Consider the following 15,932-nt stretch of genomic DNA (forward strand, 5'->3'; position numbering starts at 1 on the left):
CGCGGCGGCCGGACGCCGTCGCGCTCGCCCACCTCCATCGTCCGCCCGCCGCCGCGCGGTCGACCACGTCCGCCTTCCTCGCTGCTGAGAGGAACAGCCTCCTACCGGCCCGCCCCGGACGTAGCATGGCGGGCGTGGAGCTGCGCCAGCTGCGGTATTTCGTCGCGGTCGCCGAGGAACTGAACTTCGGACGGGCCGCCGCGCGGCTCCTGATCGCCGGTCCCTCCCTGTCCCAGCAGATCAAGGCGCTCGAGCGCGACCTCGGCGTACGGCTCTTCGACCGCGACCGCCGGTCGGTCTCGCTCACCCCGGCCGGCGCCGACCTGCTCCCGCACACGCGCGCCCTGCTGGAGCGGGCCGACGACCTCCGCGGCCGGGCCCGCCGGCTGTCCGGCTCGCAGCCGGTACGTCTCGGGTACGTCAACTGGCTCCCGGCGGACCTGACCCGGCGCACCGCGGCGGTGGCGCAGGTCCATGTCGACGCGTGGGTCGCGCCCTCCCACACCCAGGCGGCCCGGGTGGCCGACGGCAGCCTCGACCTCGCCGTGTGCTGGGTACGGAACGAGGACCTGAAGCGGCACGGACTGCGGGCCCGGCTCCTCGGCGCCGACCGGCTGTACGCCGTCGCCAGGAGCACCGACGCCGGCGAACCGCCCGCCGCAGCCGCCGTTTCCGTCGGGGACACCGACGTCCTGATCGACGATGACGTCACCTCCTGGGCGTCCTGGAACGTGTACGCCGAAGAGCTGACGCGGGCCACCGGGGCCCGAGCCGTGCGCATCTCCGACGGTGCCGTGACCGGTCCCGCCTTCTTCGACCACGTCCGCCGCTGCCGCCGTCCCGTCCTCAACTCGCCCAAGGGGCAGACGACCCCGCTGCCGTCCGACCTGGTCCGCCGCGAGGTCGTCGCGCCGAAGGTGTACTGGACCTGGTCCCTGGTGCGGCGCGAGACCGAGGAGCGCGCGGGGGTCCTGGGCGTCGTCGACGCGCTCTGCGCCGGCGTCGGCGCCGACGACCTCGGGATCCACGCCCCGGACGCCTGGCTGCCCGCCGACGACCCGTACGCGCTCCCGCACTGACCTGGACTGACCTGCGCTGACCTGCGCTGACCTGCGCTGGGAGCTTGTTCCTCCCGGGCCGGAGGAAACAAGTCCCGAGCAGGAGCCCTCCGGTCCTTTGACGCCGACCGACGACCGTTCTACGTTTCACATAGTCGACCGGTCGGCTAGTAACCGGTCATCGCGTCCCCCTCGGAGAAGATCACCATGAGCGTTCATCAGCAGAAGGTCGCCGTCGTCACCGGCGCGTCGCAGGGCATCGGCGCCGGGCTGGTAGACGCCTACCGCAAGCTCGGCTACGGCGTCGTCGCCACCTCACGCACCATCGCCCCCGCCGATGATCTCGACCTCGTCACCGTCCAGGGCGACATCGCCGACCCCGCCACCGCCGAACGCGTCGTCGCGGCGGCCGTGGAACGGTTCGGCCGGATCGACACGCTGGTCAACAACGCGGGCGTGTTCGTCGCGAAGCCCTTCACCGACTACACCCCGGACGACTACGCCACCGTGACCGGTGTGAACCTGGCCGGGTTCTTCCACCTCACCCAGCTCGCCGTCGAGCGGATGCTGGCCCAGGGCGGCGGGCACATCGTCAACATCACCACCAGCCTGGTCGACAACGCCGACGCCAAGGTGCCCTCCGTGCTGGCCTCGCTGACCAAGGGCGGTCTGCAGTCCGCCACCAAGTCCCTCGCCATCGAGTACGCCACCCGGGGCATCCGGGCCAACGCCGTCTCGCCGGGCACCATCAAGACGCCGATGCACGCCGAGGAGACCCACGACTTCCTCGCCGCCCTGCACCCCGTCGGCCGGATGGGCGAGCAGAGCGACATCGTCGACGCGGTCGTCTACTTGGAGAACGCCCCGTTCGTCACCGGCGAGATCCTCCACGTCGACGGCGGCATGAGTGCCGGCCACTGACCGGCGGACAGGAGCACAGCGATGAGCAGCGGTACGACGGACGACGAAACGATCCTGCGCGGCGTCCTGGACCAGTGGAAGGCCGCGGTCGACGCGCACGAACCCGACCGGGTCGCCGCCCTCTTCACCGAGGACGCGGTCTTCCAGGGGCTGCACCCCTACAGCACGGGGAGGCCGGGAGTCGCGGACTACTACGACTCCCAGCCCCTCGGCATGACGGCCGACTACCGGTTTCTCGAGACCAGGCGCCTCGCCGACGATCTCGTCCTCGGCTACCTGGACGTGGAGTTCTCGTTCACCGACCGGCCCACGATCGCCGTGTACCTCGGTGTTCTGCTGAGGCGCGAGGACGAGGACTGGCACATCGGCCACTACCAGGTCTCACGGCTCGGCTAGCCCTCGCCGGCGCTCAGGCCGCCCACGGCCACCGGGTGTCGTCGGCGGCCTCGAGCAGCGGCACCATCCGGAAGGCCGCGTCCGACAGCCCGCCGAAGGTGTGCCGGTTCCCCTTGCCGGACGGGCCGTGGCCCGCGCGGTGGCCGGCCAGGTTCCAGGTGTAGACCGGCACGTTCGCCGGGACCTGGTCGGTCGGGTCGCCGTGGCGGCTCGCCGCGTACTGCTCGTCGGTGACGATCAGCACCCGGTCGTGGCCGCGGTAGTGCCGGCGCACGGCCTCGGTGGTGTCCGTACCACCCAGGTCTCCGAAACGCTCCAGAATCTTCAGCATCGACTCCTCCTCACGGAACTTGATCGTGTTGCTGCTGGTGCCGAACTCGACGAGATCGGCGTCGGCCGCCCGCAGCGCGAGCGCCGTGCCGAAGATCGCCGCCGCGTCGGCCCGGTTGAGCTCGGAGCGGTCCGACAGCCGTGCGTAGAACATCGAACCGGACCGGTCGACGAGCACCAGCGTCCGGCCGGGCAGCGCGGGCACGTTGGCCAGCGAGTGGCCGAGCGCCCGCTCCAGCGGGTACGCCCAGCGCAGCGACGGCGCGTGCTGGTACGCGGCCAGGTACCGGAAGGGGAACTGCCGCGAGCGCGCGACCTCCGCCGGGTCGCTGATCTTCGCCGCCACCCGCGCGGCGACCTCGTCGGAGACTCCCGCCTCGTCGAAGTTGCGCAGGTTCCGCGTCAGAGCCATCGCCCCCATCGTCGGAATGACCGCCTCCCAGGCCGCCTTGTCCATCGGCCCCTGGAGCCAGCCCGCCAGCGCCTCCCAGGTCATGCCCGCCTCGGCAAGGCGCCGCGCGCCACCCGCCCCGGTCACGACCCTGCGCCGCTTGGCGGGCCGCAGCGCCATCAGGTCGCGGTGCGCCGCGAGCAAGGGCAGCGCCTCGGGCACCACGGCCGTGTCCGGGTTGTGCCGGCGGTCGAGGGCGTACCGGAACAGCTCGCCCTGCCACGGCTTGGCCGGGTCCGGCGCGGCGTGCACCAGGTTGAGGATGTCGCCGAAGCGGTAGCCCTTCGAGGCCGTGTCGTACTTCAGCAGCGACTTGCCGTTGTAGAGCCGCCGCACGGCGTCGGCGATCCCGCGCTTGACGGGCTTGGGGATGTTGCGGCCGTACGTCGCCGTCCAGTACGCGAGCAGCTCGCCGGGCTCGTCCGGCCGCTGGAGCACGCAGTCCACGACCTGCCGGTTCGAGGGACCGTCGGTGGCGCCCGCCGTCAGACGCGCGTGCACGTACTCGGCGGCGCCCACGATCGCGGCGGTGCGGATGTTGCCCTCGCCGCGCAGCCAGCCGAGCAGGCCGGCCGTCCAGGACGGGTCGCTGACGGCGAGTTCGCGCACCAGCTCGGCGAAGCGGTCGTCGCGGGCGGCGCCGGTCTCGTAGAAGGTCTGCTGGGAGACGAAGTTGGCGATCGCCAGCAGGAACAGCTCGGAGCGGGCGTCCCGCTCACGGCCGCGGCCGCCCTGGTGGGTACGGAGCACCCGGCCCGTGGTGGTCACGGGCGATACGGGCTGCGGATTACGGGCACGGAAATTGAAGCGCGCCATGGTGAATTCCCCCGAATTCATTGTTCATTCAGTCGTCCATCGGGAGAGGCGCAGCAAAAGGAAGGTGCCCGAGATCAGGGGTCGGCGACGGACTTAGCCAGATGCTCTACCGACTGAGCTACACCGACCTGAAGCCGATGACGGGACTCGAACCCGCGACCGTCCGATCCAATGAAGTAACCGTTGCCTGCGCACCGGGCACCCACCACATGCTGCGCCTCCCGAGATAAAGTCGGCGGCGGCCAGGATTTCTGTTGCAAAGAAGTAGCCGCAGCCCGCGCACCGGGAGGTGCTGTGAAATTGTGGTGTCCAGAGATCGAAGCCGGCGGAACCGACAAGGTGCTCTAACCCCTGAGCTACACCGGCGCGTTGTACCGGTGACGGGACTCGAACCCGCGGCCGCCCCATTATCAGTGGAAGTAGGTCCTGCCTTCGCACCTGGACGTGCACCACTTTAGGAGTGCGGCCGCGGATCGAGCGAATGAATTAACTACCGTTCGCTGTTCACCGCTTCTGCCGCTTCCACGGCCCCGTGATCGCGAGCATGATGCCCGGGGTCTGGATGTTGGCGAACAGGGTGTGGCCGTCGGGCGAGAAGGTGACGCCGGTGAACTCGCTGTATTCCGGCTCGTCCGCGGTGCCGATGTTCAGCTCGTTGCGGGCGATGGGGTAGGTGCGGCCGCTGTCGGTGGCGCCGAACAGGTGCTGGACGCCCTCGCCGTCCTCGGCGATGACGAGACCGCCGTACGGGGAGACGGTGATGTTGTCGGGGCCGTCGAGGGCGCCGTCGACGGACGGGTCGGGGTTCACGCCGAGCAGCACCTTCAGGGTCAGGGTGCGGCGCTTGGGGTCGTAGAACCAGACGGCGCCGTCGTGCTGGACGGGGCTCTCGTCACGGGCGTAGGAGGAGACGATGTAGGTGCCGCCGTCGCCCCACCACATGCCCTCCAGCTTGCGGGCGCGGGTGACCTGGCCGTCGGTGAACTGCTTGCGGACGGACACCGACCTGGCGTCGCGGTCGGGGACGTCGATCCAGTCGACGCCGTAGACCGTGCCGATCTTCGTGGCCCGGGAGAGGTCGTCGACGAACTTGCCGCCCGAGTCGAAGCACTTGAAGGCCTGGAGGACGCCGGCGTCGTCGGCGAGGGTGCGCAGCTTGCCGCGGCCGTGGCGGAAGCCCGCCGGCGGGGTCCAGCGGAAGAGCAGGCCGTTCGGTCCCGAGGCGTCCTCGGTGAGGTAGGCGTGGCCGCGCTTGGGGTCGATGACGACCGCCTCGTGGGCGTACCGGCCGAACGCCTTGATCGGCTTGGGGTCGCGGTTGGCGCGGCGGTCCTCGGGGTCGACCTCGAAGATGTAGCCGTGGTCCTTGGTCATGCCGTTCTGGCCGGCCTTGTCCTCGGTCTCCTCGCCGGTGAGCCAGGTGTCCCAAGGGGTGGTGCCGCCCGCGCAGTTGGTGGAGGTGCCGGCGATGCCGACCCACTCGGCGACATGGCCGCCGGGGCGCACCTCGACGACGGTGCAGCCGCCGGCCGCCGCCGGGTCGTAGACCAGGCCCTCGGTGAGCGGGACCGGGTACGGCCAGCTCGCGCGCGGGCCCTTCAGCTCGTGGTTGTTGACGAGCAGGGTCGCGCCGCGCGGGCCGCAGAAGGTGGCGGTGCCGTCGTGGTTGGACGGGGTGATCTCGCCGGACTCCAGCTTGGTCCTGCCGCTGTAGGTGATGACGCGGTACTTGAACCCGGCGGGCAGTGCGAGGATGCCGTCGGGGTCGGGCAGCAGCGGTCCGTAGCCGACCCCGTGGTGCCCGGCCGCCGACGCCTGTTTCGCGTCCGCGGTGTCCGCCGCGGACTCGGTCTCCGTGGACGCGAGGGCGTTCGGCGCGGTGGCGAGGGCGCCTACGCTGCCCGCCAGCGCGACCCCGGCACCGGTGATCGCGGATTGTCTGGCGAAGTCCCTGCGGGTGAGCGACATGATGTCTCCTGAGACGCGGTGAGAGTGCCGTGGAGGGTGGCGGACCTCGGTTCGGCGTCACCGTCCCGCCCATGCCTGAACGGGAGTTGAACGGGGGGCGACTTCAGGGGACCCCGTTCCGTGAATCCGTACGGATCAGGCCACGGGAGCCCCAAGGCGTCCGCGCCGCGGGAGACTCATCCGCCCTGCTGCGACCTCGCCTTGAACGCGGCCTTGCGTGCTTCCTTCGCGATGCGCTTGTCCGGATGCAGACGCCCCATCGCCTCCAGGACGTCCGGGGTCGCCGGGTGGTCGACCCGCCAGGCCGCCGAGAAGAATCCGCTGTGCTGCTGGGCCAGCCCCTCGACGAGGGCCTGCAGCTCCTCGGAGTTGCCCTCGGCGGCGAGCTGCGCCGCCACCGTGTCGATGGTGAGCCAGAAGACCAGGTCCTCGGAGGGCGCCGGTACGTCCGTCGCGCCGAGCTCGCTGAGCCAGACGCGGGCGAGGCCGCCGAGTTCGGCGTCGTCGAGGACCTCGCGGACGGCGGGCTCGGCCTGGCCGCCCACGAGGGAGAGGGCCTGCTGGCAGCGCAGCCGGCGCAGCGGGGCGCCGGGGTCCGAGCCGCGGGCGGCGGCCAGCAACTCCCGTGCGGCGTCGAGGGGTTCACGGCGGACCAGCCACTGCTCGGTCTCGGCGAGGGCGGCGCCCGAGCCGTAGCCGGAGCTGCCGTCGAGCAGGACGTCGGCGCCCTTGTCGGCGAGGTCGCCGACGGCCGGGGCGTCGAAACCGGCCTCCAGCAGCCGGGCCCGCAGCCCGTACACACCGAGGGGGGTGAGCCGGACCATCCCGTAGCGGGAGACGTCGGCCTCGTCGAAGGAGGCGGAGGGCTCCTCCTCCGGGTCCGCCATCAGGTCCTCGTCGACGGGCCGGTAGGCGACGATCCCGATCGGCTCCAGGAGCCGGAATTGGTCGTCCAGCCGCATCATCGCGTCGGAGACCTGTTCCAGGACGTCGTTGGTGGGCTCGTCCATGTCACCGGGGATGATCATCGACGCGGCGAGGGCGGGCAGCGGGACCGGGGCGTCGCCGGGGCCGTCCTCGCTGGCGGTGAGCAGGTAGAGGTTGCCGAGGACACCGTCGAGGAACTCCGCCTCGGCCTCGGGGTTCCAGTCGAGCCGGGAGAAGTCGACCTCGCCGCCCTCGTCCATGACCTCCATCAGCTCGTCCAGGTCGGGGACGGACGCGTCGGCGAGCACGGTCTCCAGGGCGCCGAGCCAGACGGCGAGGATGTCGTGCGGGGAACCGCCGGTCAGCAGGGCCAGGTCCTCGCCGGCCGTGACGGTGCCGGCCTCCTCGTCGACGACCTCCACGAGCCCGGCGTCCACGGCGACCCGCCAGGCCTCGCTCGCGTAGGCGGCGGCGTCCTCCCCGGTCAGCCCCAGCACCTCGGCGGCGGGCGCCAGCTGGTCCTCGACGAGTCCGCCCCCGGCGTCGACCCGGGTGTCGGGGCCGGCCCAGCGGGCGAGCAGGGCGGCCCGGGAGAGCAACGGCGTGGACAGCGCGTCGCGCGCCAGCTCCGCTTCGGGGTGCAGCCGCACCGGCGGGAGGGGGGAGCTGTCTGACATCGGCTGGTTCTCCTAGGGCGCGTGGTGCCTCCGGCCCGCTGGGGGCACTGGGCCACTCAGCCTAGACGGGTATGGACCCATGCCGCCCGGTTCATCTCCCCGCCGGGCTGCGTACATGGCCGAAACCTTGACAAGTGGCGTGACCAGGCAGGAGATTGACGCGCGTAGAAATCCGATGGACATCTGTTCACTGTATTTTCTACGCGCGTCGCGTCCGCCCCGCGGACCGCGGCCCCCCGTTCCACGCTCCACCCTCGTTCCACGCTCCACCCTCGTCCCGGCGCTCATGTACGTCCCCGGAGGGATTTCCGTTGCCGAGCAAGAAGTCCGCGCGTCTCGCCGCGCTCACCGTCGCCGCCGTCTGTTCCGCGGCCTCCACCGTCGCCCTGTCCGCGCCCGCGCACGCGGAGACGGTGGCCGTCCACGACATCCAGGGCACGACCCGGATGTCGCCGTACGCCGGCCAGGCGGTCACGGGTGTGGCCGGAATCGTCACCGGTGTGCGCACCTACGGATCGTCCAGAGGCTTCTGGATCCAGGATCCGAACCCGGACGCCGATCCGGCCACCAGTGAGGGCGTCTTCGTCTTCACCAGCTCCACCCCGAAGGTCGCCGTCGGTGACTCGGTCACGGTCACGGGCACGGTCTCGGAGTTCGTCCCGGGCGGCGCCTCGACCGGCAACCAGACCGTCACGGAGATCACCAAGCCGACGGTGACGGTCGTCTCCAGCGGCAACGCGGTCCCGGCCGCGACGGTCGTGGACGCGAAGTCGGTCCCGGCCGCCTACACCCCGGCCGGCGACGCCGCCGCGAGCAACTCGGTCAACGGCCTCACCCTGCGGCCCGGCAGGTACGCCCTGGACTACTACGAGTCCCTCGAGGGCATGAACGTCCAGGTCGCCGACGCCCGCGTGGTCACCGCCACCGACCCGTACACCGAGCTGTGGGTCACGGTGAAGCCGCGCGAGAACACCAGCCGCCGCGGGGGCGCGCTGTACGGCTCCTACACCTCGCAGAACACCGGCCGGCTCCAGATCCAGTCGCTCGGCGCGACGGCGGACTTCCCCGTCGCGAACGTCGGCGACTCCCTCACCGGCGTCACCGCGGGCCCGCTCGACTACAACCAGTTCGGCGGCTACACCCTCGTCGCGAACCGGCTCGGCACGCTGAAGAGCGGCGGCCTGGAGCGGGAGACGACGCAGAAGCAGAAGAAGGGCGAGCTGGCGGTCGCGACGTACAACGTCGAGAACCTCGACCCGTCGGACGCCACGTTCGAGGAGCACGCCTCCGCGATCGTGAACAACCTGAAGTCGCCCGACATCGTGTCCCTGGAGGAGATCCAGGACAACAACGGCGCGACCAACGACGGTACCGTCGCCGCCGATGTGACGGTCGGCAAGCTGATCGACGCGATCGTGGCCGCGGGCGGCCCGAAGTACGACTGGCGCTCGATCGACCCGACGAACAACACCGACGGCGGCGAGCCGGGCGGGAACATCCGCCAGGTGTTCCTGTTCAACCCGGAGCGGGTCTCCTTCACCGACCGCGCGGGCGGCGACGCGAGCACGGCCGTCGGTGTCACCAAGGTGCGCGGCAAGGCGCAGCTGACCGCCTCCCCCGGCCGCATCGACCCGGCCGACGCGGCCTGGGCGAGCAGCCGCAAGCCGCTGGTCGGCGAGTTCGTCTTCCGTGGCCGCACGGTCTTCGTCATCGCCAACCACTTCAACTCCAAGGGCGGCGACCAGGGCCTGACCGCGCAGTACCAGCCGGTGGTGCGCAGCTCGGAGACCCAGCGCCACCAGCAGGCGACGCTGGTCAACGCGTTCGTCAAGGACATCCTCGACACGCAGAAGAACGCGGACGTCATCGCGCTGGGCGACATCAACGACTTCGAGTTCTCCGGCACCGCGCAGCTCCTCGAGGGCGACGGCGAGCTGTGGTCGGCGATCAAGTCGCTGCCGAAGAACGAGCGTTACACCTACGACTACCAGGGCAACCAGCAGGTCCTGGACCAGATCCTGGTCAGCCCGTCGATCCGGCGCGGCTGCGACTTCGAGTACGACAGCGTGCACATCAACTCGGAGTTCCACGACCAGATCAGCGACCACGACCCGCAGGTGCTGCGCTTCCAGCCGTAACCCCTGTGGCCGCCGTCACCGGGGCCGGCTGAACACTTGGTCCAGCCAGCCCCGCCAGGCGGTCTCGTTCGCCTCGGCGTCGGCGTCCGGCGCGAAGTCGTGGACGCTGACGCCGACCGGGTAGCCCCAGTGGTTGCGACCGAAGAAGCGGACGAGGGAGCTGTCGCCGCGCAGCCCGATGAAGTACGGGTTGCCGAAGTCGACCACGGCCTCGAGGAGCCGCCCCTCGGGGCCGTCGACCCGGACGCGCGCGCCTTCGGCCGTGTCGTCCGCGAGGCCCAGCGCCCGTGCCACGGCGGTGAGGGCGTCGGGTGCCTTGGACGCGTCCGGCCCGTCGAAGGTGACGAAGGCGACCGGGCGGCCGTCGAAGTGCGTCAGGTACTGGCGCAGTGTGTGCAGGTAGAAGTCGGTGTGCCGGCCCGCCGCGTCGTACTGGTTGTCCCAGTCGTCGACGAAGATGCCGCTGTGCACGTAGCGCACCCACGCGCGCCGGCCCTCGTCGCGCGGTTCGACGGTGTAGTCGAGCTGGTTGAGGGTCTGCTCGGAGATGCCGTCGACGTTCTCGACCCGGTTGGTGTAGCGGTGGGGCGGGTCCCAGACGGTGACCGTGGACCCGAAGGGGCCCTTGCCGCCCTCGCGCGGCTCCGGCTCCTCCATCGGCCACAGCCAGCCGCCGGTCCCCGCGGTGAAGGCGTCCCACACCTGCTGTGGCGTGGCGTCGACCTCGAACTCGCGGGCGATCTCGAATTCCTTGGACATGGTTGGCTCCTGATCACTCACTGTCTGGTTCCGGGGACTCGGGTTGGAGCTGGGTCTGAGGCTGGGGCCGGGTCCGCGTCGCGGGCTCGGGCTGGGCCTGGGCCTGGGGCTTGACCGTGGGATGGACGGCCACGACGATCCGGTGGTCGCGGCCGCTCTCGGCGTCGGGGGCGTCGTACTTGCGGATGAGCGCGCCGACGCCCGCCGTCAGCTCCTGGACGAACGCGGCCCGGTCCGCGGCCGAGGCGAAGCGCACCTCGCCGTCCAGCGCGTAGGTCGCCAGGCCCTTGCGGGCCTTCGCGGCACCGGTGAGCAGCGAGCCGACATCGCGCACCAGCCGGGCGCCGAGCGCGAGCAGCCAGCGCGCGGACAGCTGGTCCCGGAAGCGGTCCGGGTCCGGCTGCACCGGCGCGAGCGCGAGCGGCGAGATCACGTACGACGCCGCGGTGGCCCGCATCAGCCGCTCGGTGACGTTGCCCTTGCGGCGCTCTCCGGCCAGCTCGACCAGGCCGTGCCGCTCCAGCGCCTTGAGGTGGTAGTTCACCTTCTGTCTCGGCAGCCCGACCTTGCCGGCCAGCATCGCCGCCGACGCGGGTCCGGCCGCCAGCTCGGCGAGCAGCCTGGCCCGTACGGGGTCCAGGGAGACGGCGGCGGCTTCGGGGTCCTCGATCACGGTCACGTCCAGCATGCGTCCACCGTCCCACCGAACACTTTTTTTGTCCAGGCGAATCAAGTGTTCGGTGAGGGGATGGCAGCCTCGGTCAGCCGCCCCCCGTGGGGCCGACGCCGTTGCCCAGCCGGTCCGCGAGGCAGGCGAGGTACAGGGCCATGGCGGACCGGTGGTCGCGCAGGGGACGGCCGGTGATCTGCTCGATCTTGTTCATCCGGTAGACGACCGTGTTGCGGGGGATGTGCAGGGCCGAGGACGCCCTGGGCGGCGGGAGCGGCGAGCGCCCGGCTCGGGCGCGGGCGGCACGGTCACCTCGAACGCCACCGCGACCCGCGGCAGTCGCAGGTCGAAGCCCAGTTCGGCCGCCCGGAACTCGAGGAAGTCGCCTTCGAGAACGCGGAGGCCATCGGTTTCCGGTCCTCGGCCGGCCGGGTCACCGCGCTGCGCACGACGCGGGGCGAGATTCCGTGCGGGGGCGTCGTCATCGCCGCCGGAACACGTTCCCCGGCGCTGCTGCGCCGGCTGGGCCGGCTGGGCCGGCTGGGCCGATCACTGCCGCTCCAGGCGGGCAAGGGCTACAGCTTCTCGGTGGACCGAGCGGCCCGAGGTACTGGCGTCCTTCCGCTTCGACCGGCTCCGACGCTGAACGTGCCGGTCACGAGCGCGGTCCGACGCTCGTGACCGGCACACCCACTGCTCCGGCGCCTATCGCTTCGCCACCTGCTGCTTCACCACCTACTGCTCCGACGCCTATTGCTTCGCCCTGCGCCGACCGATCACCCCGGCCGCCACCAGTGCCACCGCCGCCGCGCCCACGATCACCACCGGCCGCGGATGTCGGCGGGCGAACCGGACGGGTACGCGGACCGGAGCGGGCGCCGAGCCCTCCGCGGTACGACCCGCGCGGGCCGCGTCGCCCCCGAGGTCGTGACGGGCGTGGAGCGCGTGGTCCTGAGCGGTGCGGCCGACGCGGGCGGCGGCGTCCCGCACGGCGTGCCGCGCACGGCCGCCTCGCCCCTGGGCCGCATGGCCCGCCCCGGTCTGAGCCGCGTGCCCCGCGCGGCCCGCCCGTTCCTGAACGGCGTGTCCCGCACGTCCGGCCCGTTCCTGCACGTGGTAGCTCGCCTGGGACGCCGTGCTGCGCAGTTGTACGGTCATCGCGCCGGCGCGGTCCATGAGGTCGGCGGCGCGGGCCCGGGTGCGGCCGCGGACGTCCGCCCTGGCCGCCAACTCCTCGACCGTGGCCCCGAGCCGGTGCCGGGTCCGCTCGATCTGCCGACGCAGGTCGGCCGCTGTCCTGTCCGTCATCGGTGTGCCCTTTCCCTGATCTCCTCGACATCGGCCCGGACGCTGCCGAGGGTCTCCTCGGGGGTGGGCGGCGCGGCCCGCCGCAGTTGGTCACGGCCGACCGCGGCCAGCACGCCGGCGATCACGAAGAGCACCGCCGTCACGATGAGGGCGGCCGCCCAGACGGGCAGCGTCAGTGCGAGGGCGGCGACGCCCGTGCCCGCGAGCGCCAGCAGCCCGGCGTACGCGAACGCGCCCGCGGCGCCGAGCAGACCTCCGCCGCGCCCGGCACGCCGTCCCTTCTCGGTGAACTCGTGCTTGGCGAGGGCCAGTTCCTGCCGTACGAGCCGGGAGAGCTGTTCGGTGGCCTGGCCGACGAGCTCGCCGACGGTGTGCCCGTCGCCGTGGTGTCCGTTGCTCCGCTGCCCGTTGCTGTGGTGTCCGTTGCGGACGGGCCGGATGTCCGTGGTCCCGGTCACGGCGTTCCGCCTCCTCTCGGTTCCGGAACATCCGGGTACCCCGGCCCGACCCCGGCTACCCTCCACGACGACCCTCGACGGCGGAACCTCCGTACAGGAACACTTACCTGTATGCCGTAGAAGAATTAAGTAGAGCTTCACCTTGGCGGGCCCGAGACTACCCGTATGACGACAGCTCGCCGCACGCCCCCGAGTCCGACTCCCACCCCGTCCCTCACCCCGTCGCCGGCCCCGCACTCCGCCCCGGCCTTCGGCCGTGCGCTCTGCGCGATGGTCACGCCGTTCACCGGCACCGGCGCACTGGATCTCGACGGTGCGCGGCGGCTCGCCGACCGGCTGGTGTCCGCCGGCTGCGACGGACTGGTGCTCTCCGGTACGACGGGCGAGTCGCCGACCACGTCGGACGCCGAGAAGGCGGAACTGGTGGCCGCGGTACGGGAGGCCGTGGGCGACCGGGCGTCGATCGTGGCCGGGGTGGGCACCTCCGACACCCGCCACACCGTCGAACTCGCCCGGGCCGCCGAGAAGGCGGGAGCGGACGGGGTGCTCGTCGTCAGCCCGTACTACAGCAGGCCTCCGCAGGACGCCCTGGAGGCGCACTTCCGGGAGGTCGCGGATGCCTCCGGGCTGCCGGTGATGCTGTACGACATCCCCGGCCGCACGGGCACCCGGATCGAGCCGGACACCATGCTCCGGCTCGCCGAACACCCCCGGATCGTCGCGGTCAAGGACTGTTCCTACGACTTCCTCGGCGCCCAGAAGGTGCTCTCCCGCACCGAGTTGGCGTACTACGCGGGCTGCGAGGAGCACCACCTCGCGCTGTACGCGGTGGGCGGGGCCGGCTACGTCAGCACGGTCGCGAACGTGGTGCCGGAACGGCTCCGTTCCGTCCTGGACGCGTTCGACGCGGGCGACACCTCCCGGGCCGCGAGACTCCAGCAACAGGCCATGGAACTGATCGAGTCGATGATGGCCTCGGGCCTGCCCGGAACCGTCACCGCCAAGGGACTCCTGGGCGACCTGGGCCTGCCGGCCGGCCCGGTCCGGGCACCGCTGCGGCCCGCCGACCGCGAGACGGTCGACGGACTGCGCGCCATCTACGAACGGCTCATGGCCCACCCGGCATCCTGAGCGCCGGGCGAGGGCCAGTCAGCGGTCCGCAAAGATCGGCGTCCAGCGTCCGAGGGTGTCGTCCTTGGTCGCCCGGAAGTCGCTGAGCGGGACGACCTTGTCGCTGTCGAGGGTGACCAGCACCAGCCGCTGGTGGTACTCGTCGCCGTCCGGGCCGATGTCCCAGGCGACGAGGGTGGAGTCGCCGGCCCAGGCGAGCAGTTGCTGACCGTGCGTCTCGACGAGGTTCTTCCCGGTGCGGGGGTCGACGATCCAGGAGGACGTCTTGTACTTCTTGCCCGCGAAGTCACCGGCGAGCTTCTTGCCGTCGGGCGAGAGACCCGCGTCGACGAACCACGACAGGTACTTCTCGCCCGCGGGCGGGTCGACCTTCCTGCCCTGCCGGTCGTAGAACCGGTAGCCGGGCTCCGAGGGCATCCCGGACCAGATGCGGCTGCCGTCGTGACTGAAGGCGAAGTCCTGGCGGCTGTTGAGGAAGGCGGTGGGGTCGTTCATGTCCGTGCCGGCCTTCACCTCGCTCCAGGAGCCGTTCCCGGAGGCCACGTCGAAGACGTAGAACCCGGTGCGGTGCGACTGCTCCATGTTCGCGTCCCAGCCCCCGGTGCCGCCCTCGGCCTTCACCCTCAGGTCCGGGTTCGCGTCGTACGCCGTCGCGACCAGCTCACGGCCGTCCGGCGAGAACGCGAGCCCGGCGACGGACCGCTCGACCGGGATCCACCGCTTGACCTCGCCGCTGGCCAGGTCGAGCAGGCCGATCCGGCGGACGGGCAGGTTCTGCTCCAGGACGGCGGCGGTCCTCAGCCCCGGCGCGACGGCGACCCACGACCACTTGGTGGTCTTCACGTACTTCTGCGTCGTCGGGTTCAGCAGCCAGTAGGTGCGCGTCGACACCGCCCGGTCGGCGCTCTGCGGGACGACGGTCGACGCGTGGTAGGCGGCCAGCGCCGTCCGCCCGGCGGCGATCAGGTCACTCGGCGGCGACTGGTCCGGGTGCGCGGTGATCCGGGTGGGCTCCGTGACGTCGGCGGGGCGCACATCGGTCGTGCCGCCGGAGTCCAGCCTCGGCACCACCACGGCCACGGCCACCACGGCGACGGTCGCGGCGGCCACGGAGACCAACCGCCGGGCGCGGCGGCGCCGGCGCAGGGCGAGCACCCGGTCGGCGAGTCCGGCCCCGGCCGGCGGCTGCTCGTCGGCCTGCTCGCGCAGGGAGTCGCGTACGAGTTCGTCGACGTTCACGGACGCACCTCCACAGGCGAGAAGTCACTGGACGACGCCTGTTCGGCGTCCGCGGGGCCGAGGGCGGCCAGCTCCGGCGCGAGGGCGCGCAGCCGGGCGAGAGAGCGATGAGTGGTGGACCGTACGGTGCCCACGGAGCAGCCGAGGAGTCCGGCCACCTCGGCCTCCGGCAGATCCTCGAAATATCGCAGCACGAGCACGGTGCGCTGGCGCGCGGTCAGCCGGGACAGGGCCGCGCGCATCACGACCCGCAGCTCGGCGGCCGAGGAGGCGTCGAGGCCGGCTCCGCTGTCCGGCGGTTCGGCGACACTGACCTCGCGCCGGGGCCACTTCAGACGCCAGCGGCTGATCTGCTGCCGGTAGAGAACCTGACGTACGTACGCCTCGGGTTCCTCGATACGGTGCCAGCGGCCGGCCGCCTTCGCCAGGGCGTTCTGGAGCAGATCCTCACCGGCGTGCCGGTCGCCGCCACTGAGCAGGACGGCCGTCCTCAGCAGCGCCGACGATCTGCTGTCCACGAAATGTCGGAAGCTCTCCAGCGCCTCGGCATCCATCGTCACCTTCTCTTCCCCCGGAGCCGGACCCGATGCCCGCCCCTGTACCTCTGGGGACGCGGACGCCCCGCCCCCGCTATGCCGGCACCCCCCACGAAATTCCGCCGGCCCCCCGGACATGCTCACGTACG

Annotated in this window: 15 protein-coding genes; 5 read left to right on the top strand and 10 right to left on the bottom strand. The window is 71.7% G+C overall.

All coding sequences use genetic code 11. The annotated features are described in order from the left end of the window. The first annotated feature begins 125 nt into the window (after positions 1 to 125). The 3 genes from OG736_RS11715 (at position 126) to OG736_RS11725 (ending at position 2,375) form a co-directional block, all read left to right on the top strand. Positions 126 to 1,079 carry a LysR family transcriptional regulator gene (locus OG736_RS11715; protein WP_327182378.1) on the top strand — a complete coding sequence of 318 codons (954 nt, stop codon included), beginning with the start codon at positions 126 to 128 and terminating at the stop codon, positions 1,077 to 1,079. Between the two features lie 186 nt (positions 1,080 to 1,265). Beyond that, positions 1,266 to 1,979: an SDR family NAD(P)-dependent oxidoreductase gene (locus OG736_RS11720; protein ID WP_327182379.1), complete on the top strand. Its 714-nt coding sequence runs from the start codon at positions 1,266 to 1,268 to the stop codon at positions 1,977 to 1,979. A gap of 21 nt (positions 1,980 to 2,000) precedes the next feature. Next, the gene (locus tag OG736_RS11725) at positions 2,001 to 2,375 is read left to right on the top strand and encodes a YybH family protein (protein ID WP_327182380.1); all 375 of its coding nucleotides are present in this window, start codon (positions 2,001 to 2,003) and stop codon (positions 2,373 to 2,375) included. Positions 2,376 to 2,388: 13 nt separating this feature from the next. On the opposite strand, the gene OG736_RS11730 is transcribed toward OG736_RS11725, so the two are convergent. The 3 genes from OG736_RS11730 to OG736_RS11740 form a co-directional block, all read right to left on the bottom strand. Next, the gene (locus OG736_RS11730) at positions 2,389 to 3,972 is read right to left on the bottom strand and encodes a TROVE domain-containing protein (protein WP_327182381.1); all 1,584 of its coding nucleotides are present in this window, start codon (positions 3,970 to 3,972) and stop codon (positions 2,389 to 2,391) included. Positions 3,973 to 4,476: 504 nt separating this feature from the next. Beyond that, on the bottom strand, positions 4,477 to 5,940 hold the full coding sequence (locus OG736_RS11735; protein ID WP_327182382.1) for an alkaline phosphatase PhoX: 1,464 nt from the start codon (positions 5,938 to 5,940) through the stop codon (positions 4,477 to 4,479). Positions 5,941 to 6,116: 176 nt separating this feature from the next. Continuing rightward, positions 6,117 to 7,544, bottom strand: coding sequence for a hypothetical protein (locus OG736_RS11740; protein ID WP_327182383.1), 1,428 nt, complete (start codon positions 7,542 to 7,544; stop codon positions 6,117 to 6,119). A 311-nt stretch (positions 7,545 to 7,855) separates the two neighbouring features. Between OG736_RS11740 and OG736_RS11745 the strand changes: the two genes are divergently transcribed. Then, entirely contained in the window at positions 7,856 to 9,682 is a 1,827-nt protein-coding gene (locus tag OG736_RS11745; protein ID WP_327182384.1) for a DUF8508 domain-containing protein, read from the top strand. 15 nt (positions 9,683 to 9,697) lie between these two features. Here the strand turns inward: OG736_RS11745 and OG736_RS11750 are convergent, their stop codons facing one another. The 5 genes from OG736_RS11750 to OG736_RS11770 form a co-directional block, all read right to left on the bottom strand. Beyond that, entirely contained in the window at positions 9,698 to 10,441 is a 744-nt protein-coding gene (locus OG736_RS11750) for an SRPBCC family protein (RefSeq protein WP_327182385.1), read from the bottom strand. Positions 10,442 to 10,454: 13 nt separating this feature from the next. Then, complete coding sequence (locus tag OG736_RS11755) at positions 10,455 to 11,129, bottom strand: ArsR/SmtB family transcription factor (RefSeq protein WP_327182386.1); 675 nt, start codon at positions 11,127 to 11,129, stop codon at positions 10,455 to 10,457. A gap of 73 nt (positions 11,130 to 11,202) precedes the next feature. Next, positions 11,203 to 11,325, bottom strand: a complete 123-nt coding sequence (locus OG736_RS11760; RefSeq protein ID WP_442817024.1) for a hypothetical protein — start codon at positions 11,323 to 11,325, stop codon at positions 11,203 to 11,205. Positions 11,326 to 11,861: 536 nt separating this feature from the next. After that, positions 11,862 to 12,419 carry a DUF3618 domain-containing protein gene (locus tag OG736_RS11765; protein ID WP_327182387.1) on the bottom strand — a complete coding sequence of 186 codons (558 nt, stop codon included), beginning with the start codon at positions 12,417 to 12,419 and terminating at the stop codon, positions 11,862 to 11,864. Then, a complete protein-coding gene (locus OG736_RS11770; protein WP_327182388.1) occupies positions 12,416 to 12,877 on the bottom strand; it encodes a phage holin family protein in 462 nt (153 codons plus the stop codon). Before OG736_RS11770 ends, OG736_RS11765 begins: the two co-directional genes overlap by 4 nt. Before the next feature lie 165 nt (positions 12,878 to 13,042). Here OG736_RS11770 and dapA point away from each other — a divergent pair, with 165 nt between their 5' ends. Continuing rightward, complete coding sequence (dapA, locus tag OG736_RS11775; RefSeq protein WP_327182389.1) at positions 13,043 to 14,008, top strand: 4-hydroxy-tetrahydrodipicolinate synthase; 966 nt, start codon at positions 13,043 to 13,045, stop codon at positions 14,006 to 14,008. Between the two features lie 18 nt (positions 14,009 to 14,026). On the opposite strand, the gene OG736_RS11780 is transcribed toward dapA, so the two are convergent. Both OG736_RS11780 and OG736_RS11785 read right to left on the bottom strand, forming a co-directional pair. Then, on the bottom strand, positions 14,027 to 15,247 hold the full coding sequence (locus OG736_RS11780) for a WD40 repeat domain-containing protein (RefSeq protein WP_327182390.1): 1,221 nt from the start codon (positions 15,245 to 15,247) through the stop codon (positions 14,027 to 14,029). Further along, on the bottom strand, positions 15,244 to 15,801 hold the full coding sequence (locus tag OG736_RS11785; protein ID WP_327187584.1) for a SigE family RNA polymerase sigma factor: 558 nt from the start codon (positions 15,799 to 15,801) through the stop codon (positions 15,244 to 15,246). The genes OG736_RS11780 and OG736_RS11785 overlap by 4 nt, the downstream gene beginning before the upstream one ends. Positions 15,802 to 15,932 lie beyond the last annotated feature (131 nt).

The sequence above is a fragment of the Streptomyces sp. NBC_01334 genome (assembly GCF_035983595.1).
GTDB classification, from domain to species: Bacteria; Actinomycetota; Actinomycetes; order Streptomycetales; family Streptomycetaceae; genus Streptomyces; species Streptomyces coriariae.

Excerpts from the sequence above, each read along its gene's own strand:
- OG736_RS11715 (WP_327182378.1), top strand. The coding sequence starts at position 126 with ATGGCGGGCGTGGAGCTGCGCCAGCTGCGGTATTTCGTCGCGGTCGCC.
- OG736_RS11720 (WP_327182379.1), top strand. The coding sequence starts at position 1,266 with ATGAGCGTTCATCAGCAGAAGGTCGCCGTCGTCACCGGCGCGTCGCAG.
- OG736_RS11725 (WP_327182380.1), top strand. The coding sequence starts at position 2,001 with ATGAGCAGCGGTACGACGGACGACGAAACGATCCTGCGCGGCGTCCTG.
- OG736_RS11730 (WP_327182381.1), bottom strand. The coding sequence starts at position 3,972 with ATGGCGCGCTTCAATTTCCGTGCCCGTAATCCGCAGCCCGTATCGCCC.
- OG736_RS11735 (WP_327182382.1), bottom strand. The coding sequence starts at position 5,940 with ATGTCGCTCACCCGCAGGGACTTCGCCAGACAATCCGCGATCACCGGT.
- OG736_RS11740 (WP_327182383.1), bottom strand. The coding sequence starts at position 7,544 with ATGTCAGACAGCTCCCCCCTCCCGCCGGTGCGGCTGCACCCCGAAGCG.
- OG736_RS11750 (WP_327182385.1), bottom strand. The coding sequence starts at position 10,441 with ATGTCCAAGGAATTCGAGATCGCCCGCGAGTTCGAGGTCGACGCCACG.
- OG736_RS11755 (WP_327182386.1), bottom strand. The coding sequence starts at position 11,129 with ATGCTGGACGTGACCGTGATCGAGGACCCCGAAGCCGCCGCCGTCTCC.
- OG736_RS11760 (WP_442817024.1), bottom strand. The coding sequence starts at position 11,325 with ATGAACAAGATCGAGCAGATCACCGGCCGTCCCCTGCGCGACCACCGG.
- OG736_RS11765 (WP_327182387.1), bottom strand. The coding sequence starts at position 12,419 with ATGACGGACAGGACAGCGGCCGACCTGCGTCGGCAGATCGAGCGGACC.
- dapA (WP_327182389.1), top strand. The coding sequence starts at position 13,043 with ATGACGACAGCTCGCCGCACGCCCCCGAGTCCGACTCCCACCCCGTCC.
- OG736_RS11785 (WP_327187584.1), bottom strand. The coding sequence starts at position 15,801 with ATGGATGCCGAGGCGCTGGAGAGCTTCCGACATTTCGTGGACAGCAGA.